The organism is Mesorhizobium sp. M0217 (assembly GCF_040321955.1).
Taxonomy (GTDB): domain Bacteria; phylum Pseudomonadota; class Alphaproteobacteria; order Rhizobiales; family Rhizobiaceae; genus Mesorhizobium.
Genome location: NZ_JAMYSN010000003.1, coordinates 226,820 through 248,902 on the forward strand (window position 1 = coordinate 226,820; position 22,083 = coordinate 248,902).

Sequence of the window (22,083 nt, forward strand, 5' to 3'; positions counted from 1 at the left end):
GAGGATCGAAATCGTGCCATTCGTCAACATTGGCGGCATCACGCTGCACCATCGCCATATCAAGGCGAAGGGAAATGCGCGGCCGATCGTGTTCATCAATTCGCTGGGCACCGACTTCCGCATCTGGGACGAGGTGTTGTCCGAACTGGGTGGCGAAATGCCTGCGTTGGTCTACGACAAGCGCGGCCATGGCCTGTCCGACATTGGTGGCGTCAGCTCGATCGACGAGCATGTCGATGATCTGTCGGGCCTGATCGATCATTTCGAATTGAACAATGCGGTGCTGTGTGGCCTGTCGGTGGGCGGCCTGATTGCGCAAGGGTTTTATGCCCGGCGCCCCGAAATCGTCGACGGCCTCATCCTGTGCGACACCGCACACAAGATCGGCACGGCCGACAGCTGGAACACCCGCATCGAAACGGTCGAAAGCAAAGGCATCCAGGCCATCGCCGATGCCGTGCTCAAAATGTGGTTTACGCCTGCCTTCCACGCGGACCGTGTCGCCGAGCTCGACGGCTACTGGAACATGATGACCCGGCAAGCCGTCGCCGGCTATATCGGCACCTGCGCCGCGGTGCGCGATGCCGATTTCACCGAGGCCGCGCAGGGGATCGCGGTACCCACGCTTTGCGTCGTTGGCGACCAGGACGGCTCGACGCCGCCGGATCTCGTCCGCTGGCTGGCCGATCTGATCCCAGGCGCACATTTCGAAATCATTCGTGACGCCGCGCACATCCCTTGCGTCGAACAGCCCAAGGCGCTGACCACCCTGATCCGCGATTTCGTCGCGGCGCTTCCCCTGAGAAAGCAGACCCATGGATGAACTGCCCAAAAACGAAACCAGATACCAGACCGGGCTGACCGTCAGGCGCTCGGTGCTCGGCGACCCGCATGTTGATCGCAGCGAGGATGCCGTCACCGATTTCGACCGGCCGTTCCAGGAGCTGATCACCGAGGCAGCCTGGGGCACTGTGTGGACGCGTCCGGGCTTCAGCAGGCGCGAACGCTCGATCGTGACGCTGGCACTGCTGGCCGCCCTTGGCCATGATGAAGAGGTCGCCATGCATGTGCGCGCCACCGCCAACACCGGTGCGTCGCGCGACGATATCTGCGAAGCGTTCCTGCATGTCGCGATCTATGCCGGCGTGCCGGCCGCCAACCGCGCCTTCAGGATCGCCAAGGAGGTGTTTTCGGAAATGGACGGAAGCAGGGCTGGCCATGCCAGCTGATGCCGGCTCGAACCGCAGGCCCGAGAGCGGCGCCTTCTTCCAGCGCGACCGCGGCTGGCATCCGCCGGCGCTGACGCCCGACTACAAGACGTCAGTGCTGCGCTCGCCGCAAAAGGCGCTGCTGGCCTTCGACAACACGGCTTCGGAAATCACCGGTCCGGTGTTCGGCCACGCCATGCTGGGCGAACTCGACAATGACCTGATCCACAATTTCGCAAAGCCCGGAGAGAGCGCCATCGGCGAGCGTATCATCGTCTATGGCCGCGTGCTCGACGAGCGCGGCCAGGGCGTCTCAGGCGCGCTGCTCGAATTCTGGCAGGCCAATTCAGGCGGCCGCTACCGCCACAAAAAGGACGGCTATCTCGCGCCGCTCGATCCGAATTTCGGCGGCTGCGGCCGCACCATCACCGATGCCGATGGCGGTTATGCCTTTCGCACGGTGAAGCCAGGTCCCTATCCCTGGCCGAACGGGCCCAATGACTGGCGGCCGTCGCACATCCATTTCTCGGTGTTCGGCCACGGCTTCGCACAGCGGCTGATCACCCAGATGTATTTCGAGGGCGACCCGCTGATCTGGCGATGCCCGATCGTGCGCGGTATCCGCGACAAGGCGGCGATTGAGACGCTGGTCGCCGCGCTCGACATGCAGGCGACGATCCCGTTCGACGCGCGCGCCTACAAGTTCGACATCGTGTTGCGCGGACGCCGCGCCTCGCTGTTCGAAAACCGTCCGGAGGGCAATTGATGGCGCAATCGCTGACCCGGCTGAAGGAGAGCCCGTCGCAGACCGCCGGGCCCTACGTGCATATCGGGCTGACGCCGAATTTCGGTGGTATCGGCGGCGTCTACCCGACAGACTTGGGCGCCACGATGCTCAACGACAACGCCAAGGGCGACCGCATCGGTTTGCGCATTCGCGTGCTCGACGGCACCGGCACGCCGCTCAGGGATGCGTTGATCGAAATCTGGCAAGCGGATGCCAATGGCTTCTACAATTCGCCGGCCGAATTGCGCGGCGATGCCGATCCGGATTTTCAGGGCTGGGGCCGTCAGCCGACCGACATGGAAACCGGCCTGTGCAGTTTTCAGACGATCAAGCCGGGACGCGTGCCGTATGGCGACGGGCGGCTGATGGCGCCGCATATCAGCTTGTGGATCGTCGCGCGCGGCATCAATATCGGCCTACATACGCGGCTCTATTTCTCAGACGAGGCCAAGGCCAATGCCGAGGATCCGATCCTGGCCCGCATCGAGCACAAGGTGCGAGTGCCGACGCTGATCGCCGAGCGGCAAGGCGACAACTATATTTTCGACGTCCATCTCCAGGGGGAGAAGGAAACGGTCTTCTTCGACATCTGACGGTCAGGGAACAGAGATATGACCGTATCGCCCTTCGACCATCCGCTGCTTTCCGGCCTGCTCGGCGACGAGGAGGCGGCTCGGCATTTTTCGGTCGACGCGGAAATCGCCGCCATGCTCGATTTCGAGCGCGCGCTGGCGCAAGCGGAAGCCGAAAGCGGGATTATCGGCACGGATGCCGCCGCGGCGATTATACCTGTCCTGTTGTCATACAAGCCGGACACCGCGCGGCTGCGGGCCGGTGTGGCGAAGGATGGCGTGATCGTGCCCGAACTGGTGCGCCAGTTGAAGGCAGCGGTCGGCGCGCCGCACGACGCCGGCGTGCATTTCGGCGCAACCAGCCAGGACGTCATCGACACTGGCCTGGTGCTTCGGCTGCGCCGGCTCATTGAACATCTCGACCTGCTGCTGACTGAAAACATTTTGCGGCTGGTGGGGCTGGAAGAACGTTTTGGCAGCCGTGCATTGACAGCGATGACGCGCATGCAGCCGGCGATCCCAATTCAGGCGTCGGATCGCGTGGCGGTGTGGCGCACGCCGCTGCAACGGCATCAGCAGAGACTGTCGGAGCAATCCAAGCGTCTGCTCGTGGTGCAGTTTGGCGGCGCCGCCGGCACGCTGGAGAAGCTGGGCGACAAAGGACCTGCGGTGCGCGCGGCCCTTGCCGCAAAGCTCGGCCTTGGCGACGCGCCGCAATGGCACAGCCAGCGGGATGCGCTGGCCGAATTCGCCGGGCTGCTATCGCTCATCACCGGCAGTCTCGGCAAGTTCGGCCAGGACGTTGCGCTGATGGCGCAAGGTGGAACCGACATCAAGCTGTCCGGCGGCGGCGGCTCGTCGGCCATGCCGCACAAGCAGAACCCGGTGAAGGCGGAAGTGCTGGTGACGCTGGCGCGCTTCAACGCCACCCAGCTTTCCGGCATGCACCAGGCGCTGGTGCATGAGCAGGAGCGCTCCGGTGCTGCCTGGACGCTGGAATGGCTGCTCTTGCCGCAAATGGCGATAGCGACCGCGGCTGCGCTACGGCTCGCCGCCGAACTCGCCGGACAGATCGAAAGCCTGGGACACTGATGCGCACAAAGATCGTCATTGTCGGCTCCGGACCGTCCGGGCTGCTGCTTGGCCAGCTTCTCGGCACCATTGGCGTCGAGACGGTGATCCTCGAACGTTCGAGCCGGGAGCATGTGCTTGGCCGGGTGCGGGCAGGGGTGCTCGAACAAGGCACCGTCGAGTTGCTTGAAGAGGCGGGCGCAGCTGTAAGGCTGCATGCCGAAGGCCTGCTGCATGCCGGCATCTCGCTTGCGTTCGGCGGCGGCCTGCACCGGCTCGACCTCACGGCACTGACCGGCGGCAAGCATGTCACCGTCTATGGTCAGACCGAAGTGACGCACGATCTGATGGACAAGCGCGAGGCGGCCGGGCTGACCACCGTCTATGAGGCGGCCAACGTCGCGCTGCATGGTTTCGATGGCGAAGCGCCTTACGTCACCTACGGGAAGGACGGCGTCGGCCATCGCATCGACTGCGACTTCATCGCCGGCTGCGATGGCTATCACGGCGTCAGCCGCAAATCGGCGCCTGGGCAGGCGCTGAAAACCTTCGAGCGGACCTATCCCTTCGGCTGGCTCGGCGTGCTGGCCGAAGTGCCGCCGGCCGATCACGATCTGGTCTACGCCAACCATGAGCGGGGCTTTGCGCTGTGCTCGATGCGTTCGACGCATCGCAGCCGCTACTATGTGCAGGTCGCGGCTGACGAACAGGTCGACGCCTGGAGCGACGGTCGCTTCTGGGACGAGTTGCGCAGTCGCCTGCCGGAACAGACCGCAGCCGCCGTCGTTACCGGCCCGTCCTTCGAAAAATCGATCGCGCCGCTGCGCTCCTTCGTCGCCGAACCGATGCGCTTCGGCCGGCTGTTCCTGGTCGGCGACGCCGCCCATATCGTGCCGCCGACGGGCGCCAAGGGGCTCAACCTCGCCGCCAGCGACGTGCGCTATCTCTTTGCCGGGCTTCGCGAATTCTATCTGGACAAGTCGCCGGCCGGGCTCGACGCCTATTCAGCCAAAGCGCTGGCTCGGGTGTGGAAGGCGGTGCGCTTCTCCTGGTGGATGACGACGATGCTGCACCGCTTTCCCGATACGGGCGAGTTCGGCCAGCGCATCCAGGAAGCCGAGCTCGACTATCTCGTGCATTCGCAGGCGGCGTCGACCGCGCTGGCGGAGAACTATGTCGGTTTGCCCTATTAAGGGCAGTGCGATCTCAAACCCGTTCGAGCGCCACTGCGATGCCCTGGCCGACGCCGATGCACATGGTGGCGAGCGCATAGCGGGCGCCGCGCTCGCGCAGTTCCAGTGCCGCGGTGCCAGTGATACGCGCGCCCGACATGCCCAAGGGATGACCAAGCGCGATGGCGCCGCCATTCGGATTAACGTGCTCCGCGTCCTCGGAGATGCCGAGTTGGCGGAGCACGGCGATGCCTTGGGAGGCGAAAGCTTCGTTGAGCTCGATGACATCGAATTGCTGCGGTGTCAGGCCGAGGCGGGCGCAGAGCTTTTGTGTCGCCGGGGCAGGGCCGATGCCCATGATGCGTGGCGCCACGCCGGCAGCAGCGCCGCCGAGGACGCGGGCGATCGGCGTCAGGCCGTATTTTTTCACAGCCGCTTCGGAGGCGATGATCAGCGCTGCCGCGCCGTCATTGACGCCGGACGCGTTGCCGGCGGTGACGGTGCCGCCCTGGCGGAACGGCGTCGGCAATTTGGCTAGCGACTCGACCGTGGTGCCGGCGCGGGGATGCTCATCCTTCGATACGATAATCGCATCGCCCTTTTTCTGTGGGATCGTCACCGGGGTAATCTCCTTCGCCAGCCGGCCATTGGCCTGTGCCGCGACGGCCTTGTCCTGGCTGCGCACGGCAAAGGCGTCCTGGTCGGCGCGCGACACTGAAAAATCCTCGGCGACGTTCTCGCCGGTCTCCGGCATGGAATCGACGCCATACTGTTTCTTCATCAGCGGGTTGATGAAACGCCAGCCGATGGTGGTGTCGTGGATCTCGGCATGGCGCGAAAAGGCGGTCTCGGCCTTGGGCATGACGAAGGGGGCGCGGCTCATCGATTCGACGCCGCCGGCGATCATCAACTCGGCTTCGCCCGCCTTGATGGCGCGGGCGGCGATGGTGAGCGCGTCCATGCCGGACCCGCAGAGGCGATTGACGGTCGAGCCTGACACTTCCTGCGGCAATCCGGCGAGCAGGAGCGACATGCGCGCGACATTGCGATTGTCCTCGCCGGCCTGGTTGGCGCAGCCATAGACGACGTCGTCGATGGCCTGCCAGTCGATGCCGGAATTGCGCTCGACCAGCGCCTTCAGCGGAATGGCGCCGAGATCGTCGGCCCGCACCGACGACAGCGAGCCGCCGAAACGGCCGATCGGGGTGCGGATGTAATCGCAGATGAATGCCTCGGTCATGTCATGCAGCCTTTTCTTTTCCGCTTCCCTCATGCGCCGCCTTGGTGCGGGCCTGCAGGTCACGCAATGTCGTCAGCTCGAGTTCCGTCGGCGCCGGCGTTTCGTCAAGCGCCTCGGCGAACTTTACGATCCAGCCGCAGCTGTCCTGCACCTGCTGCCGCGTCACGCCGGGATGCAGCGACACCACGGTGAATTCCTTGCTCATCGGGTCGGGCTTCCAGATGGCGAGGTCGGTGATCAGCAGCGTCGGTCCAGCGGTGTCGATGCCTAGGCGCTGGCGGTGATCGCCCCCATCGCCATGGCCGAAGGAGGTGAAGAAGTCGATCTTCTCGACCATGCCGCGCTTGGACTGCGCCATGGTGATGTAGATCTCCTTCGACGAGGTGGCGATCTCCGGCGCGCCGCCGCCGCCGGGCAGGCGGGTCTTGGGATGCGCATAGTCGCCGATGATGGTGGTGTTGATGTTGCCGAACTTGTCGAGCTGGGCGGCACCGAGGAAACCGATCGAAATGCGGCCGCCCTGCAGCCAGTAACGAAACATCTCCGGCACCGAGACGGTCGTGACGGCGGTGTCGCAAAGTTCGCCGTCACCGATCGACAGCGGCAAAACATCGGGCGCGGTGCCGATGGTGCCGCTTTCATAGATCAGCGTGATGTCGGGCGCATGCGTCAGCCGCGCGACGTTGCAGGCGGCTGACGGCGCGCCAATGCCGACGAAGCAGACATCGTCGTTTTTCAGGGCTCGGCTGGCGGCAATCGTCATCATCTCATTGGGAGTAAAGCCGCTCATCCCGCGCTCCTCAGATGCTTTACGCGGCCGGCGAAATCGTCCGCCGTGCGATCGAGGACATTGGCCTGCATCCAGGTCTGGAATTTTTCACGGTCGGCGGCGATGTCGTCCCATTCGAGATAGGCGGCGTTGTCCCTGGCATAGTAGCCGTGCGTGTAGGAGGGATGCGAACCGCCTGATACCACCGAGATCGCAGCGATGGTCCAGCGCGGCAGCACGGTGAGGTTGGGATGCAGGTCGTCGAAATTGTCGACGACTTCCTCTACCGTCACCACGGCGCGCTTGGCCGCGAGCACCGCTTCCTTCTGGATGCCGATAATGCCTTCGACCAGAACATTGCCTTTTTTGTCGGCCTTCTGAGCGTGGATGAAGGTCACGTCCGGTCGGATGGAAGGAACGGCGGCAAGCACCTCGCCGGTGAACGGGCAGGTGACCGAGCGGATGTTGGGATTGACTGCCGCCAGCCCGGCGCCGCGATAGCCGCGGAAAACCGCGCAGGGCAGGCCGGCCGCGCCCGCCTCATAGGCGTTGGCCATGCCGGCATGGCTGTGCTCCTCGATCTCGATCGCCCGGGGAAAGCCGTTCTCGATGGCATCGCGGGCGCGGCGCAGCAGGCCGACGCCGGGATTGCCGACATAGGAGAAGATGATCTTCTTCGCCATGCCCATGCCGATCATCTGGTCGTAGATCAGGTCGGGGGTCATTCGGATGAGGGTGAGGTCGCGAAAGCCCTGGCGGATCGCCTCATGCGCCGCCGCCGTCGGGATCAGATGGGTGAAGCCTTCGAAGGCGACCGTGTCGCCATCGTGCAGGTTCTCCGCCACGGCCTGTTTGAGGCGCAGGAATTTGACCATCGCAGAAAACTCCAAAAGTTCGTATTGCGAACATTTGTTTTGTATGAGATATTTTTACATCGCGCCGCCGAGACGAGTCAAGGCGGCGCATTGTCTTGCGGAGGCCGCATGGAGGACGAGGCAACGACGCGCGACCATGTCGGCTCGCTGGAGCGCGGCCTTGCAGTCATGGAGATACTGGCCAGGCATCCGGCGGGCTTGACACTGACCGAAATGGCGGAGGAGGCGGGGCTGACCCGCGCCGGCGCGCGTCGCTTCCTGCTGACGCTGACCGCCACCGGCTATGCCACGCAATCCGGCCGGCAGTTTTCGCTATCGCCGCGCCTGCTCACCATCGTGCGCTCTTGGCTCGGCGGCGCCTCGCTGTGGACATTCGCGGCATCCATCATGCGCGACGTCGCGGGCCAGTTCGACGAGGCCTGTAACGCGGCGGTGCTGTCGGGCGAGGAAGTCGTCTATGTCGCGCGCATTCCTGGCCGCCGCATCCTCAGCGTTTCGCTCGATGTCGGCACCAGGCTGCCGGCGCATTGCACCTCGATGGGGCGCGTCCTGCTTGCGGGGCTGGGCGCGGATGAGCTGAAGGCCTTCCTTGCAGAAGCCAAGATCGAACGGCGGACGCCGAAGACGATCACCAGCCGCGCCGCGCTGGCCAAGGCCATCGACGCGGCGAGGGCGGATGGCTTTGCCGTCGTCGATGAAGAGCTGGAGCTCGGCCTGCGCTCGATCGCCGTGCCGATCTGTGACCGCGCGGGCAAGACCGTCGCGGCGATCAACGTCTCGACCCAGTCGGCGCGGTTCTCCGTCGAGGCGATGGAGCGGGATATCCTGCCGGCGCTGGGGAAGGCCAAGCGACGGATCGAGGAATTTTTCTTCGTGTGAGCGCAAGGCTAATCGCCTGAGGGAAGCGCTGCCCCCGCTCTGTCTCGGAGACGGGACGCCCTGCGCGGTTCGCGTCGCCATGCGAACAAACGATGCCCGGGGCACCTCCTGAGCACAACGCATATGCGTGAATCCAAATATATCGTTGACGTCGCCCTTCAACTCCAATATCGAACAGGACTATACAGGTTTACTGAACAGGTACCCATATGAAGCGGCGCGCGGTTCAACTGTCTCCCGGCACGGGCAAGCCCGAGCAGATCGCCACCGTTCTCGAACATGAGATCCGCTCCGGCGTGCTTGGCTTCGGCGACCGCCTGCAAAGCGAGAACGAACTCGTCCAGCGCTTTTCCGTCAGCCGCAACACGGTCCGCAAGGGCCTCGAGGAGTTGTCCAGCCGTGGGCTGATCACGACCAAGGTCGGCATCGGCTCCTTCGTCACTTTCGACGGCAAGCCGGTCGATGACAGCATTGGCTGGTCGCGGGCGCTGGCCAATGCCGGCGCCAATGCCGAGACGCGGACGCTGCGGCTTGAAGTGATCGAGGATGCCGATCTTGCCGCGCTGCTTGGCATCGAAAGCCCGTTCTTCATCGCCGTCGACCGGGTGCGCACCAATGCTAGCGACGGCCATGCGATCTCCATCGAACGCAGCCGCCTGCCGCTGTCGCCCGAACTGGAGGACGTGCCGCTGCGCGGTCTGCGCGAAGGCTCGCTGCACCAGACGCTGCGCGGCGCCGGCCTCATCCCAGACCATGGCGAGGAATGGGTCGGCATCGAGATGCTGAATGCCGAAGACGCCGCCATTCTCGGCTGCCCGCAAGGCACGCCGTTCCTGCGCGGACGCCGGCTGACGCGTGCGGCCGACGACCGGCCGATCGAATATGTAACCAGCCTGCTCAACCCGGCGCATTTCGCGCTGCATATGAGGTTTTGAGCGATGCCGGACAGAACCATTCTCGATCGCGCCATGGGCGCGCTTGTCGGGGGCGCGCTGGGCGATGCGCTCGGCATGCCGACACAGCTTCTGTCGCCGGCGCGGATCGCCGAGCTATACGGCCATGTCGAGGATTTCGTGGCGCCCTTCGCCGACCATCCGGTGTCGAAGGGGCTCGTGGCCGGCACCGTCACCGACGACACCGAACAGGCGCTGCTGCTCGGCCGCATTCTGGTCGAATCCGGCGACCGCTTCGACCATGCGCGCTGGGTCAACGCGCTGCTCGACTGGGAGCGCGAGGTCAAGGCGCGCGGCAGCTATGACCTGCTGGGACCATCGACCAAGCGCGCCATCGACGCCATCAATGACGGCGTGCCGGCGGAAGAGGCGGGAAGCCGGGGCGACACCAATGGCGCGGCCATGCGCATCGCGCCGGTCGGCATCATGATGCCGCTGGAACCGCTCGACGCTTTCGTCGCCAAGGTGGCCGAAACTTGCCGTGCCACGCACAACACCTCGATCGCCATCGCTTCGGCCGCAGCAGTTGCCGCCGCCGCCAGCCACGGCGTCGCCGGTGGCGACTGGCGTGCCGCTTCCGACAGCGCGGTAGCAGCCGCGCGGCGAGGCGCCCGGCTCGGACATTGGGTGACTGGTGGCGATATCGCCGCGCGTATCGCCTGGGCGCAGGAGCTCGTGCGCGGCAAGACCATGCGGGATGCGATCGGGCTCATCACCGATCTCGTCGGCACCGGTGTGGCCAGCCAGGAGTCCGTGCCGGCAGCTTTCGCCGTGCTTGAAGTCGCGCAGGGCGATCCCTGGCAAGCGGCAATCATCAGCGCCAATCTCGGCGGCGACACCGACACGATCGGCGCGATTGCCTCAGGCATGGCCGGCGCCTGCGTCGGCTTTTCGCAACTGCCGCAACAACACATTGCCGGGCTCGTCGGCATAGATATGGGGGAGGTGCGCTCGCTTGTCGAAGACCTCGTCGCGGCGCGCACCGCAAAGGCCAGCAAGGATGCCGCGGCATGAGTGGGCGTCTGGTCCATATCGGCAGCGCCGTCGTCGACTATGTCTACCGCATCGACGCCTTGCCGGCGCCGGGCTGCGAGAAGACCGCGTCGAGCTTTGCGCAGGTCGCCGGCGGCGGCTTCAACATGATGGTCGCGGCCAGCCGCACCGGCATGACGGTGGTGTTCGGCGGCCAGCTCGGCAGCGGACCGAATGGCGATTTTTTGCGCGCCGCGTTTGCGGCCGAAGGCATCATAACGCTGACGTCGCCATCGCCGGTCATGGACAGCGGCAATTGCGTCGCCATGATCTCCGGGGATGCCGAGCGCACCTTCGTGTCGTGGCCCGGTGCGGAGAGCATTCTCAGCCTCGAGATGATGAGGCCCGTGGTGGTCGCGCCTGATGATTGGGTGTTCACGTCGGGCTATACGCTTAGCTATTCCGGCAGCCGCGACGCGCTGACCGACTGGATCGAGGCGCTGCCAGAAAACATTCCCTTCGTTTTCGATCCAACGCCGGTCATCGCGGATATCCCACGTCCCATCCTGTCGCGGGTGCTTGCCCGTACGACATGGCTGAGCTGCAACATGACGGAAGCGGTCGAGATCGCTGGGCAAGGCGATGTCGAGGCACTCGCCGCCCGGCTGCTCGCCGACCACTGCCCAAAGGCCGAAGGCGTCGTTATCCGCGCCGGCGCCAAGGGCTGTTTCGTGAGGTTGGTCAATGGCGAGACGCAGACCATTGCCGGCTTCAAGGTCGATGCCATCGACACCAATGGCGCCGGCGACACCCATATCGGCGGTTTGGTCAGTGCACTCTCGCGCGGCGTGCATCCCTTCGAGGCGGCGCGCTATGCCAATGCGGCGGCAGCACTTTCCGTCACCCGCCATGGCGGCTCATCGGCGCCGACCGACAGCGAGATCCAGACTTTCCTGAGCCAGGCCGCCACGGGCGAGCCGGGCCAGAACCAGAAGGCCCATCAGACAGCCTGACCCGCCAAGCGGGCAAACAAGAGAGGAACGAACATGCGCATGCCAAGACTGACTGCCCTGCTGACGGCGACCGCCGTCATCACCTCCGCGCTCACGCTGGCCGCCAGTGCCGCCGAAGTGCATGTGCTCAACTGGAAGGGCTACGGCGCCGACGAGCCGTGGGCGATCGAAGCCTTCGAAAAGGCGACCGGCAACAAGGTCGTCAACGACTTCTTCAATTCCGAACAGGAAATGCTGACCAAGATCCGCACCAATCCGGGCCTCTATGACGTGGTCATGATCAACGCCGCCTTCAACGATCAGGCGATGGCGGAAAAGCTGATCCAGCCGATCGATACCTCCAAGCTGCCGAACTATGCCGACATCAGCAAGGACAAGGCGCAATCGCCGATGCTCGACCATGACGGCAAGGTCTATGGCGTGCCGTGGGTGTGGGGCCTGACGGCGCTGGCTATCAACGAAAAGTCCTTCGACAAGCCACCGACCTCGATCGCCGAAATGTGGGACCCAGCGCATAAGGGCCGGGTCGTCATTCGCGACGACGCTGTCGAAGCGGTGCAGTTCGGCGCCATCGCCACCGGCCAGAACATCAACGACATCAAGGATATGGACGCGGTCAAGACCAAGCTGACCTCGCTGATGCCGCAGATCAAGACCTTCTGGAGCTCGGAGAACGACTGGAACCAGATGGTCGCCTCCAACCAGATCGACATCGGCACCTATTGGAGCGGCTCGGCCGATCGCGCCAAGACCCACTTCAAGCTGCCGGTCTCGCTGGTCGTTCCGCAGGAAGGCGCCGTCGCCTGGCTCGACGCGTTCTCGATCCCGGTGGGCTCGAAGAATGTCGAAGGTGCGCAGGCCTTCATCAACTGGATGATCGATCCGAAATTCTATGTCGAATGGGTCACCAAGGTCGGCGCTCCGGTGTCGGCCAACACCAAGGCGGTGGAAGCGCTGCCTGAAGACTCCTTCAACCGCAAGGTGATGGGCGATCCCGAGGTGGCCAAGCGCATCCAGTTCCAGGCGCCGATCACCGACGCGCAGCGCGAGGCCTATCTGGCGCTGTGGCAGCAGCTCAAAGTCGACGTGAAGTAACGCTCACGTCCGGACCAGCCGGCGGTTGGCGCCGGCTGGCCCTTCAATCCTGGGGAGGAGGGTATCATGGCAGTACAGGGTGCGGTCGCGTCGCGCAGCGGGCTGAGATCGGCCCTGCCGCTGCTGGCGCCGGCCTATCTCTGGCTGACGGTGGCGATCTTCCTGCCGCTCTCGGCCATGGTATTCTTCTCCTTCATGACCGACCTGCCGCTGTCGGGAAAGCCGTGGGCGTTCACCCTTGGCAATTACGCCGCCTTCTTCTCGCAGAGCCTGTACCTGACGCTGCTGCTGGCTTCGCTTCGGCTCGGCCTTGAGGTGACGCTCTGGTGCGTCGTCATCGGCTATCCCGCGGCCTATGTGCTGGCCAAGGTGCTGAAGGGGCGCAGCCGCGAGGCGATCTTCCTGCTGGTCATCTTGCCGTTCTGGTCGAACGGGCTGGTGCGCATCTTCTCCTGGGCGATGGTGCTGCGCGAGGGCGGCATCCTCGACACGGCGCTCAACGCCGTGCTGCCGTTCAATATCAACATCGACCTGATGTATTCCTACCCCGCAGTCATCATCGGCCTGGTGCACTCCTACGTGCCCTACATGGTGCTGACCTGTTACCTCACTTTGCAGGCCATCGACGACTCGCTGATCGAGGCCGGACGTTCGCTGGGCGCCTCGCGGCTGCAGGTGCTGAAGCGGGTGATCATCCCGCTGTCTATGCCCGGCCTGGTGGCAGGTGCTGCACTGATCTTCGTGCCGGTCGTCGGCTCGTTCATGGAGCCGCGCATTCTCGGCGGCCGCACCGGCACGTTCTATGGCACGGTGATCGAGGACCAGTTCGTCGCCGTCTTCAACTGGCCGCTGGGGGCGGCGCTTTCCTTCATCCTGCTGGCGGTGGTGCTGGTGATCCTGGCGGTTGCCTCGCCGGTGCTGCGGAGGGCTGCTTGATGATGACGACCCGCATAATCGAAGGACTAGGCCGCTTCTACATCGGACTGCTGCTCGTCTTCCTCTATCTGCCGATCATCATCATGGCGCTGATGTCGTTCAACGTCTCGCCCTTCTACCAATTGCCGTTCGAATGGACGACGGAATGGTATGCCTCGCTCTGGCAGAACGACCAGCTGATCGCGGCGACCTGGAACAGCCTCGAGATCGCGGTCATCACCACGCTCATCTCAGTGGTGCTTGGCTCGGCCGCTTCGCTGGCGCTCTTCCGCTACGACTTCCGCGGCAAGAAAGTGCTGCAGGCGCTGCTGTTTCCGCCGATCGCCATTCCGTGGCTGATCACCGGCACGGCGATGCTGATCTTCTTCTTCGGCGTCGGCATTGGCCGCGGCCTGTTAGCCATCCTGCTCGGCCATGTGGCGCTGGCGCTGCCCTATGTCATCGTCGTCGTCTCGGCCCGGCTGCAGACTTTTGCACCGGAGCTGGAAGAGGCGGCGCGCTCGCTCGGCGCCAACCAGTGGCAGGTGACCGCGCGTGTGACGCTGCCGTGGATCATGCCCGGCGTCATTGCCGGCGGCTTGTTCGCATTTGCCGTGTCGTTCGACCAGTTTGTCGTCTCCTACTTCCTGGCGACGCCGGGGCAGACGACGCTGCCGGTCGAAATCTACGCCGCGATCCGCAAGGGGTTCACGCCCGAGATCAACGCGGTCTCGACCATCATCATTGTCGTGTCGATGGCGCTGATGCTGTTCACGGCGCGCTTCTTCAAATTCGGCGGAGAGAAATAATGGCCGGCGTGCAGGTATCGAACGTCTCCCGCAGTTTTGGCGCGCACAAGGCGCTGGACCACGTCTCCATCGATTTCGCCGATGGCGGTTTCTATGGGCTGCTTGGCCCCTCGGGCAGCGGCAAGACCACGCTGCTCAGGCAAATCGCCGGCTTCGACTTTCCCGACTCCGGCCGCATCGCCATTGGCGGCGAGAGCGTCGAACGGGTGCCGGTCGAAAAGCGGCGCATCGGCATGGTGTTCCAGAACTATGCGCTGTTTCCCAATATGAGCGTCGCCGATAATGTCGCCTTCGGCCTGTCGGTGCGCGGCGAAACGAAAGCGACGATCGCCACCGAAGTGCAGCGCGCGCTCGATCTGGTTCAGCTCGGCAAGCTCGGCGAGCGCCGGCCGCACCAGCTCTCCGGCGGCCAACGCCAGCGTGTGGCGCTGGCGCGCGCCATCGTCACCAAGCCGCGCGTGCTGTTGCTCGACGAGCCGCTCGGCGCGCTCGACAAGGCGCTGCGCGTCGACATGCAGATCGAGCTGAAGCGCATCCAGCGCGAGATCGGCATCACCACCATCTTCGTCACCCACGACCAGGAAGAGGCGCTGACGATGAGCGACCGCATCGGCATATTGCGGGACGGCAGGCTCGTGCAGGAAGGGCCGCCGGAGGAAATCTACGACCGGCCGAAGAGCGAATTCGCCGCCACCTTCCTTGGCGACGCAAACATTTTTCGCGGCGATGCGACCGGCAACGGCATCCGGCTGCCTGACGGCACGGCGATCGCCGCCGGGGTGGGTGATCGGCTTGCCGCCGGTACGAAGGCCAGCTGCGCCGTGCGTCCCGAACGCATTCGCATCGCGACCGATGCCGGGGTTGCGGATGCGGCCAATGCCAACGCTCTGAAGGGCCAGATCTCCAAGCGCATTTTCGCCGGCAACAACAGCACCTATTTCGTCGAGCGTGCCGGCCAGACGTTGAAAGTCATCGTCCAGAATACCGGCAGTGACCGGCTGGCCGAGGGCCAGAATGTAATGCTCAGCTGGTCGCCGGAAAGCACCGTGCTGATTGCCGCAAACTAGTTCGCACCGTCACCCCGGCATGGTTCTGATGGGAATTGATGGAGCGGACCTTGGCTGATGGGCCGGCCATGGCGTTATATCCTGTCGTCCAAGGGAGGAATGGATGGCAGGCCAGGGTTTCGAGCCGGATGTGAGGGTTCGCACCAGCGAATACCGGATCGGTTGCATCGGCGCCGGCATGATCATGGCCGAATGCCATCTTGCCGCCTATGCGCAGGCCGGTTTCCCAGTCGTCGCCATCGCCTCGCGCACCAAGACCAGCGCCGAGAAGGTGGCGAAGCGCTGGAGCATTGCGACCGTCCACGACACACCGGAACAGCTGATCGAGGATTCTGAGGTCGAGATCGTCGACCTTGCCTTTCCGCCCGACCAGCAGCCGGCGCTGATCCGCCATGCGCTGAAGCAGCCTCACATCAAGGCGATCCTGGCGCAGAAGCCACTGGCGCTGTCGGTCGATGAAGCCGTGAAGCTGCGCGACGAGGCAGCCAAGTCAGGCAAGATCCTCTCGGTCAACCAGAACATGCGCTACGACCAGTCGATGCGCGTCCTGAAGCAGATCATCGACAGCGGCGCGCTGGGCGACATCGTCTTTGCGCAGATCGACATGCATGCGATCCCGCACTGGCAGACTTTCCTTCAGGACTACGACCGGCTGACGCTCGCCAATATGAGCGTGCATCATCTGGACGTGCTGCGCTTCCTGTTCGGCGATCCCTCGGAAATCACCACGCTGACGCGCAAGGATCCGCGCACGACATTCGACCATTCAGACGGCATCACCGTCTCGACGCTGCGCTTTCCCTCCGGCGTGCTCGCCGTGTCGCTGGAGGATGTCTGGTCCGGACCGCGCCAGGAGGGCTATGAGGACGACCAGCACATCAACTGGCGCGTCGACGGCACCAAGGGTGTCGCCAAAGGCACGATCGGCTGGCCGAAAGGCGTGGCCTCGACGCTGACCTATGCGTCGACCAAGACGACCGGCGGCGAATGGGTCAGCCCGAGCTGGGACACGATGTGGTTCCCGCATGCCTTCATCGGCGTGATGGAGCAATTGCAGCATGCGGTGAAGACAGGCGCGCCGCCGGCGCTCTCCGTCGCCGATAACGTCAAGACAATGGCACTGGTCGAGGCGGGCTACCGCTCGATGGCGCAAGGCCGCACCGTCAAACTGTCCGAGATATCGATCGACTGAACATGCCGCCGAATAGTGTGGCGGCTGAATCGCTTACCGGGAGGAGTTCACATCATGATGCAGGCAGGTATCTTCACCGGCTATTTCCCCTATGAGCTCGCGGAGGCCGCCCGCCGCATCCGTGCACTCGGCTTCAACACAGTGCAGCTCGACATGCATTTCAGGGATGTCGATCTCACGGCCGGGCAGATCACCGGGGACAAGGCGAGGACAGTGCGCGACACGTTTCGCGACCACAATCTGCCGGTCTGCTGCATCTCGGGCTACACCAACATCATCCATCCCGACAAATCCGAGCGCGAGAAGCGCGTCGGCTATCTCAAGGAAATCATCCGCAATGCGCGCGACTTCGGCTCGCCCTACGTGATCTCGGAGACCGGCACCTACAACACCGAATCCGACTGGGTGCATCATCCCAAAAACAAGACCGAGGAAGGCTTCGAGGAATGCCGCAAGGTGATCTCGGATCTTGCCCAGACGGCTTACGACCATGGCGCGGTGTTCCTGCTCGAAACCTATGTCAACAATGTCGTCGGTTCGGTCGAGGAGACGGTCAAAATGTTCGCGCAGGTCGACCATCCGGGCCTCGGCCTGCTGATGGATCCGACCAATTATTTCGAGGCGCACAATATCGACCGCATGGACCAGGTGCTGAACCAGGTGTTCGACACGCTGGCCGACAAGATCCGCATCGCGCACGCCAAGGACGTCAAGCGCTCAGGCAGCGACAAGACCGAGAAGCATGCCGATATCGGCGACGCGGACGCGCATGAGGGGCTGACCTTCCGCGGCGTCGGCGAGATCGAGCTGCCGGCGCCCGGGCTGGGATCGCTGAATTACGATCTCTATCTGCAGCGGCTCAGTGAGAAGCACCCGAACATCCCTGTTATCATCGAGCATCTGACCGAGGACGACGTGCCGCGGGCGAAAACATTTCTCGACGGGAAGTTCCGCGCCAACGGGCTTTGAGGTAGGCGAGACGGTGATGGCGACGGCGGCCAAGACAAAGCGCGATTACGGCCTGGTCGGCGAAAGCACCCGCCGGGCGATCGAGACCGGGCTGGCCTCGGCCGAGTGGTATCACACCGACGTGCCGCGCAAGGCAATGAAGGAAATGATGCAGCGCTCCGACGGGCCGGCGATCCGCGATACAGTGATTTGGATCGCAGCCATCCTGGGCTCGGCCGCCGGCATCGTGTGGTTCTGGGGCACGTGGTGGGTGGTGCCGTTCCTGCTCGTCTATGGCGTGCTCTATGGATCGTCGAGCGATTCGCGCTGGCACGAATGCGGCCATGGCACCGCCTTCCGCACACGCTGGATGAACGATGCGATCTACGAAATCGCCAGCTTCATGGTGGTGCGCAATCCGGTGCAATGGCGCTGGAGCCATGCGCGGCATCACACCGACACGATCATCGTCGGCCGTGACGCCGAGATCGCGGTAATGCGGCCGCCAAATCTGGTCAAGGCGGCGCTTGCCTTCACCGGCATTCTCGATTTCCGTTATTCGCTGCCGATCCTGGCGCGCCAGGCGTTGGGCAAGCTGTCGGACGACGAAAAGAGCTACATTCCTGAGACCGAACAGGGCAAGGCCATCACGGCGGCGCGCTGGCATGTCGCCGTGTACGTTGCGACGATCGCCCTCGCGATCGCGCTGGGTTCATGGCTGCCGCTGGTGCTGATCGGCCTGCCGCGCCTCTATGGCAGCTGGCACATGGTGCTGACAGGGTTGCTGCAGCATATCGGCCTGGCCGACAATGTCGTCGACCACCGGCTGAACACGCGCACCGTCTACATGAACCCGGTCAGCCGCTTCATCTACTGGAACATGAATTACCACGTCGAACACCACATGTTCCCGATGGTGCCCTATCATGCGCTGCCAAGACTGCACGAGCTGATCAAGCACGACCTGCCGGTGCCGAACCCGTCGATGTGGCATGCCTATCGCGAGGTCTGGCCGGTGCTGCTGAAGCAGCTGCGGTACGAGGATTATTTCCTCAAGCGCGAATTGCCGCCGACGGCGCGGCCCTATCGCGGTGAATTTCACGAGCTCGATATGTCGGCGGCGGCCGAGTAGCGAATAAACCACCCGCCTTCTATCCGGCCTGTTACGGGGCCGGTAAGGTGACCGGGAAAAGCAACCAGCCAACAGGGACATCCCGATGAGCCGAAAGAGACCGACCGTCGCCGATCTGCGCGCCATGAAGGGCAAGCGCCAGCTGACCATGCTGCGCGTCCTGACCATGGACGAGGCCGAGGCTGCCGAGCGGGCAGGGGTCGATATCGTCTCGGTGCCGCCCGAGCTGGTGCTCAACCCTGAGTATCGCGATGCGGCGCCCAGCCTGTTCACCATGCCGGGCGAGAATTTTTATGAGATCGGCACGGCGGACGATTTCCTGCGCTGGGCGTTCCGGCTCTACAAGGCCGGCGCCGACGCCGTTTATTGCAGCGCCGGTTTCGCCACCGTGAAGCGGCTCGCCGACGACGCGATCCCCGTCATCGGCCATGTCGGCCTCATTCCGTCCCGCGCCACCTGGACCGGCGGCTTCAAGGCCGTCGGCAAGACCGCCGACACCGCCATGCAGATTTTTGAGGCGGTCAAGCAGTATGAGGCCGTTGGAGCTCTCGGCGCCGAGATCGAAGTGGTGCCGATCGAGGTGGCGAAGGCGATCTCGGAACGGACCTCGCTGATCATGCTGTCGATGGGTGCGGGCACCGGCTGCGACGCGCAATATCTGTTTGCCGACGATATTCTTGGCCAGAACCGGGGCCACATGCCGCGCCATTCCAAGGTCTACCGCAACTTCGCCGCCGAGTACGATCGTCTGCAGGCGGAACGCGTCGCGGCGTTTTCCGAGTACGTTGCCGACGTCGATAGCGGCGCCTATCCGGAAGACAGGCATGTCGTGCGCATGGATCCGGCCGAGCTCAGCCTGTTCATGAAACGGGTGGACGCAAAGGGCTAACTACTCGGCCTCCTTGCCGATCATCGCTGCACCTTGCCATGTTCCGTCAGCGAGCATGGCATGGAGCACCTCGGCATCCGTTCCCAGCGGCCGGTCCTCCCTGAGCATCGCTACATGCGCGCGCACCGCGGTATGGACCGCTGCTGTGCCGGGCGCCAGCTTGAGACCGTCGCGCAGGTCCACGGCCTGTGCGGCGGCCATCAGTTCGAAGGCGATCAGCCGTCGCCACAGCGCGATCATCCCGGCGCATTTCGACACGGCAAGCGGCGTCTGCGTGGCGTGGTCCTCTACGCCTTCGGACACGGCCAGGAAATCCAGCATCACCGGATTGGCCTTGTGGCGGATGCCGGCCAGGATTGCCGTTGCGGTCTTTTGCAGCGGCACGAAACCGGCCGAGGCGCCGCCGACCGGTGACAAATATTTTGGCAGGCCGTTGCGGCCGGAGCCGGCGAGCTGGATGAAGCGGGCAACGCTTGCCGCGGCACATTGCGCGATCGCCAGGCCGAGCGTCTCGAAGGCAAGCGCCAGCGATGCGGTGTGGAAATTGCCGGTCGACAGAACCAGCCCGTCATCGCCCAGCACCAGCGGATTGTCGGCGGCGGCATTGAGTTCGATCTCCAGCGCCAGCCGCGCCTGATCGATCGCCTGGATCAATGCACCATGGATCGACGGCATGCAGCGGATCGACAACGGGTCCTGCAAGGTGGTCGGCGCCGGCTCCTCGTCACGGGCAAGCAGGTCGCGCAGGCCCTTGGCCGCGAGTTGCTGGCAGGCTGCCGGCCGCGCCAGATGCAGGCGCGGATCGAGGATGGTGCGGTTGGCGCCAAACCCTTCCATGGTCAGCGCGCCGGCCTGCTGCTGTTGCGCAAAGGCCGACAGCGCGTCGGCCAGTACCAACGCGCCAGTGCCGGCTGATACCGCCGAGGCGTTGATCAGCGACAGGCCGTCTTTCGGCGCCAGGCTGATCGGAGCCAACCGCGCCATCATCAACGCCTTGGCCGCCGGCATGCGCCGACCCTGATAGTCAGCTTCGCCGTCGCCGGTCAGCAGACGGGCGAGCGCCGCCATCAGCACGAGATCGCCGGCGCCGATCGAGCCCAACTGCGGCATTACCGGATGCACGCCTGCATTGAGCGCATCGACAAGGGCGGTGAAAGCCGCCGGCGAAATGCCGGAGCCGCCGACTGCCAGCATCGCTGCGCGCGCAAGCATGGTCGCCCGCACCGCCTCTTGGGGCAACGGTTCGCCGACAGCGCCGCTTCGCCCTTCCAGCAACTGGCGCTGGAAGGCGCTGGCATCGCCCTCGACCGATGTGCCGAGATTGGCGCCGAGCCCGGTGTTGAGCCCATAGATTTGCTGACCGGACGCGGCGACCTGATCGAGCACTTTTCGCGCTTTGTCGAGCCTCTCGATGACTGTCGGTTCAACCTCGACCTTGCGGCCGCCGCGGGCGACCTGCGCAACGTCCTCGACGCTGACGCCGGCGCCGGTGAGGACGAGCGCGCTCATGCGAAGCGCAGCCTCTGGCCGATGCCTTTATCAGCAGCCTTGGCCAGCATCGCCTTGCCCAGCGCAATGTCGGACAGCGACAGGCCGCGATGCCAGAACAGGATCGTCTCGTCGTCGCTCTGGCGTCCCGGCTTGAGACCGGCAGCGATCTGGCCGAGCTCGGCGTGCAGCGTCGCTTCGCCCAGCCGCCCGGTCTCGACATGGGCGCGCAGCGAGCCGAACTTGCCGCCTTTGCACTGGCCCCAGTCGTCGACGACCATTTTCTGCATGATGTCGGTCAATGACAGCTCCACCGCGCTCATCGTACCATAGGGCACGACCAGCGCACCGGGCTTGATCCATTCGGTCTTGAGCAGCGGCTGCGGCTCCGGCAGCCGCGAGGCCTCGACGACGATGTCGGCGCCCTTGACGCAGCTCTCCCAGTCGGCAACCGCGGTAACTTTCTTGCCGAGATCGGCCGAGAGTTTGGCAGCGAAGCCGTCGCGGCTTTTCGGGCGGCGCGAATGAACGCGGATCTCGTCGAAGTCGAAGAGATGGTCGAGCAGGCGGACATTCCAATAGGCGGTGCCACGTGCGCCGATATGGGCCAGCACCTTGGAGTTCTTGCGCGCCAGATGTTTGGCGCCGATAGCGGTGACGGCGCCGGTGCGCATGTCGGTGATGACGGTGGCGTCGAGAATGGCGCGCGGCGTGCCGGTGCGCGGATCGAACAGGTTTAGAATGCCAAATTCTGAAGGGAGCCCGTGCAGATAATTGTCGACATAGTCGCCGACGATTTTCACGCCCGCCGTATCGAGCGGCGCAACGTAGCCGCGCAGAACGTTGAAATGGCCATGGAAGGAAGGGTCGGGTTCAAGATGGACGCGCGGCTCGATCACCGTCTGGCCATTGCCTTGCGCGATAAGCCCGGCTTCGACAGCGGCAATGATTTCGCCGTCGGTCATCTCCAGGGCTTCGATATCTAGGGCATTGAGGTAGTCGATATAGATAGGCTTCATGCAATGTCCTTGGCCGCC

The 22,083-nt window shown here is 64.3% G+C and carries 23 protein-coding genes; 18 read left to right on the plus strand and 5 right to left on the minus strand.

Annotated elements, in window-relative coordinates; translation table 11 throughout:
* Nucleotides 1-13: 13 nt before the first annotated feature.
* The 6 genes from pcaD to pobA are packed head-to-tail and all read left to right on the plus strand — an operon-like array spanning nucleotide 14 to nucleotide 4,831.
* Nucleotides 14-823 carry a 3-oxoadipate enol-lactonase gene (pcaD, locus tag NKJ18_RS08095; RefSeq protein WP_023691336.1) on the plus strand — a complete coding sequence of 270 codons (810 nt, stop codon included), beginning with the start codon at nucleotides 14-16 and terminating at the stop codon, nucleotides 821-823.
* Nucleotides 816-1,229 carry a 4-carboxymuconolactone decarboxylase gene (gene pcaC / locus NKJ18_RS08100; RefSeq protein WP_023714835.1) on the plus strand — a complete coding sequence of 138 codons (414 nt, stop codon included), beginning with the start codon at nucleotides 816-818 and terminating at the stop codon, nucleotides 1,227-1,229. Before pcaD ends, pcaC begins: the two co-directional genes overlap by 8 nt.
* Complete coding sequence (gene pcaH / locus NKJ18_RS08105; protein ID WP_023696240.1) at nucleotides 1,219-1,974, plus strand: protocatechuate 3,4-dioxygenase subunit beta; 756 nt, start codon at nucleotides 1,219-1,221, stop codon at nucleotides 1,972-1,974. Before pcaC ends, pcaH begins: the two co-directional genes overlap by 11 nt.
* Nucleotides 1,974-2,588, plus strand: a complete 615-nt coding sequence (pcaG, locus tag NKJ18_RS08110; RefSeq protein WP_352758062.1) for a protocatechuate 3,4-dioxygenase subunit alpha — start codon at nucleotides 1,974-1,976, stop codon at nucleotides 2,586-2,588. Before pcaH ends, pcaG begins: the two co-directional genes overlap by 1 nt.
* Nucleotides 2,589-2,606: 18 nt before the next feature.
* On the plus strand, nucleotides 2,607-3,659 hold the full coding sequence (locus NKJ18_RS08115) for a 3-carboxy-cis,cis-muconate cycloisomerase (RefSeq protein WP_352758063.1): 1,053 nt from the start codon (nucleotides 2,607-2,609) through the stop codon (nucleotides 3,657-3,659).
* Nucleotides 3,659-4,831, plus strand: a complete 1,173-nt coding sequence (gene pobA / locus NKJ18_RS08120; RefSeq protein WP_023704678.1) for a 4-hydroxybenzoate 3-monooxygenase — start codon at nucleotides 3,659-3,661, stop codon at nucleotides 4,829-4,831. The genes NKJ18_RS08115 and pobA overlap by 1 nt, the downstream gene beginning before the upstream one ends.
* A 13-nt stretch (nucleotides 4,832-4,844) precedes the next feature.
* Here the strand turns inward: pobA and pcaF are convergent, their stop codons facing one another.
* From pcaF to NKJ18_RS08135, 3 genes are read right to left on the minus strand one after another with little or no spacing between them, the layout of a single operon-like run.
* Nucleotides 4,845-6,050: a 3-oxoadipyl-CoA thiolase gene (pcaF, locus tag NKJ18_RS08125; protein WP_023704679.1), complete on the minus strand. Its 1,206-nt coding sequence runs from the start codon at nucleotides 6,048-6,050 to the stop codon at nucleotides 4,845-4,847.
* A 1-nt stretch (nucleotide 6,051) separates the two neighbouring features.
* Nucleotides 6,052-6,840, minus strand: coding sequence for a CoA-transferase subunit beta (locus NKJ18_RS08130; RefSeq protein WP_023690761.1), 789 nt, complete (start codon nucleotides 6,838-6,840; stop codon nucleotides 6,052-6,054).
* On the minus strand, nucleotides 6,837-7,694 hold the full coding sequence (locus NKJ18_RS08135) for a CoA transferase subunit A (RefSeq protein WP_023704680.1): 858 nt from the start codon (nucleotides 7,692-7,694) through the stop codon (nucleotides 6,837-6,839). The genes NKJ18_RS08130 and NKJ18_RS08135 overlap by 4 nt, the downstream gene beginning before the upstream one ends.
* Before the next feature lie 108 nt (nucleotides 7,695-7,802).
* Here NKJ18_RS08135 and NKJ18_RS08140 point away from each other — a divergent pair, with 108 nt between their 5' ends.
* The 12 genes from NKJ18_RS08140 (at nucleotide 7,803) to NKJ18_RS08195 (ending at nucleotide 19,558) form a co-directional block, all read left to right on the plus strand.
* Nucleotides 7,803-8,573, plus strand: a complete 771-nt coding sequence (locus NKJ18_RS08140) for an IclR family transcriptional regulator domain-containing protein (RefSeq protein WP_023704681.1) — start codon at nucleotides 7,803-7,805, stop codon at nucleotides 8,571-8,573.
* Nucleotides 8,574-8,782: 209 nt separating this feature from the next.
* The gene (locus tag NKJ18_RS08145; RefSeq protein ID WP_023687928.1) at nucleotides 8,783-9,508 is read left to right on the plus strand and encodes a GntR family transcriptional regulator; all 726 of its coding nucleotides are present in this window, start codon (nucleotides 8,783-8,785) and stop codon (nucleotides 9,506-9,508) included.
* 3 nt (nucleotides 9,509-9,511) lie between these two features.
* The gene (locus NKJ18_RS08150) at nucleotides 9,512-10,540 is read left to right on the plus strand and encodes an ADP-ribosylglycohydrolase family protein (RefSeq protein ID WP_352758064.1); all 1,029 of its coding nucleotides are present in this window, start codon (nucleotides 9,512-9,514) and stop codon (nucleotides 10,538-10,540) included.
* A complete protein-coding gene (locus NKJ18_RS08155; RefSeq protein ID WP_352758065.1) occupies nucleotides 10,537-11,511 on the plus strand; it encodes a PfkB family carbohydrate kinase in 975 nt (324 codons plus the stop codon). Before NKJ18_RS08150 ends, NKJ18_RS08155 begins: the two co-directional genes overlap by 4 nt.
* 33 nt (nucleotides 11,512-11,544) lie before the next feature.
* Nucleotides 11,545-12,606 carry an ABC transporter substrate-binding protein gene (locus NKJ18_RS08160; RefSeq protein ID WP_023733149.1) on the plus strand — a complete coding sequence of 354 codons (1,062 nt, stop codon included), beginning with the start codon at nucleotides 11,545-11,547 and terminating at the stop codon, nucleotides 12,604-12,606.
* Between the two features lie 66 nt (nucleotides 12,607-12,672).
* Nucleotides 12,673-13,542 carry an ABC transporter permease gene (locus NKJ18_RS08165; protein WP_352758066.1) on the plus strand — a complete coding sequence of 290 codons (870 nt, stop codon included), beginning with the start codon at nucleotides 12,673-12,675 and terminating at the stop codon, nucleotides 13,540-13,542.
* The gene (locus NKJ18_RS08170; protein ID WP_023712104.1) at nucleotides 13,542-14,330 is read left to right on the plus strand and encodes an ABC transporter permease; all 789 of its coding nucleotides are present in this window, start codon (nucleotides 13,542-13,544) and stop codon (nucleotides 14,328-14,330) included. Before NKJ18_RS08165 ends, NKJ18_RS08170 begins: the two co-directional genes overlap by 1 nt.
* Nucleotides 14,330-15,397, plus strand: coding sequence for an ABC transporter ATP-binding protein (locus tag NKJ18_RS08175; RefSeq protein ID WP_023712103.1), 1,068 nt, complete (start codon nucleotides 14,330-14,332; stop codon nucleotides 15,395-15,397). The genes NKJ18_RS08170 and NKJ18_RS08175 overlap by 1 nt, the downstream gene beginning before the upstream one ends.
* A gap of 103 nt (nucleotides 15,398-15,500) precedes the next feature.
* Nucleotides 15,501-16,589: a Gfo/Idh/MocA family protein gene (locus tag NKJ18_RS08180; protein ID WP_023712102.1), complete on the plus strand. Its 1,089-nt coding sequence runs from the start codon at nucleotides 15,501-15,503 to the stop codon at nucleotides 16,587-16,589.
* A gap of 54 nt (nucleotides 16,590-16,643) precedes the next feature.
* On the plus strand, nucleotides 16,644-17,558 hold the full coding sequence (locus NKJ18_RS08185; protein WP_023705643.1) for a sugar phosphate isomerase/epimerase family protein: 915 nt from the start codon (nucleotides 16,644-16,646) through the stop codon (nucleotides 17,556-17,558).
* A 16-nt stretch (nucleotides 17,559-17,574) separates the two neighbouring features.
* Nucleotides 17,575-18,669: a fatty acid desaturase family protein gene (locus tag NKJ18_RS08190; RefSeq protein WP_352758067.1), complete on the plus strand. Its 1,095-nt coding sequence runs from the start codon at nucleotides 17,575-17,577 to the stop codon at nucleotides 18,667-18,669.
* Nucleotides 18,670-18,754: 85 nt separating this feature from the next.
* Nucleotides 18,755-19,558, plus strand: coding sequence for a 3-methyl-2-oxobutanoate hydroxymethyltransferase (locus NKJ18_RS08195; protein WP_023682254.1), 804 nt, complete (start codon nucleotides 18,755-18,757; stop codon nucleotides 19,556-19,558).
* Here NKJ18_RS08195 and NKJ18_RS08200 read toward each other — a convergent pair whose 3' ends face one another.
* Nucleotides 19,559-21,067, minus strand: coding sequence for an HAL/PAL/TAL family ammonia-lyase (locus NKJ18_RS08200; protein ID WP_023815628.1), 1,509 nt, complete (start codon nucleotides 21,065-21,067; stop codon nucleotides 19,559-19,561).
* Entirely contained in the window at nucleotides 21,064-22,065 is a 1,002-nt protein-coding gene (locus tag NKJ18_RS08205; RefSeq protein ID WP_023829197.1) for an ornithine cyclodeaminase family protein, read from the minus strand. The genes NKJ18_RS08200 and NKJ18_RS08205 overlap by 4 nt, the downstream gene beginning before the upstream one ends.
* Nucleotides 22,066-22,083: the final 18 nt, after the last annotated feature.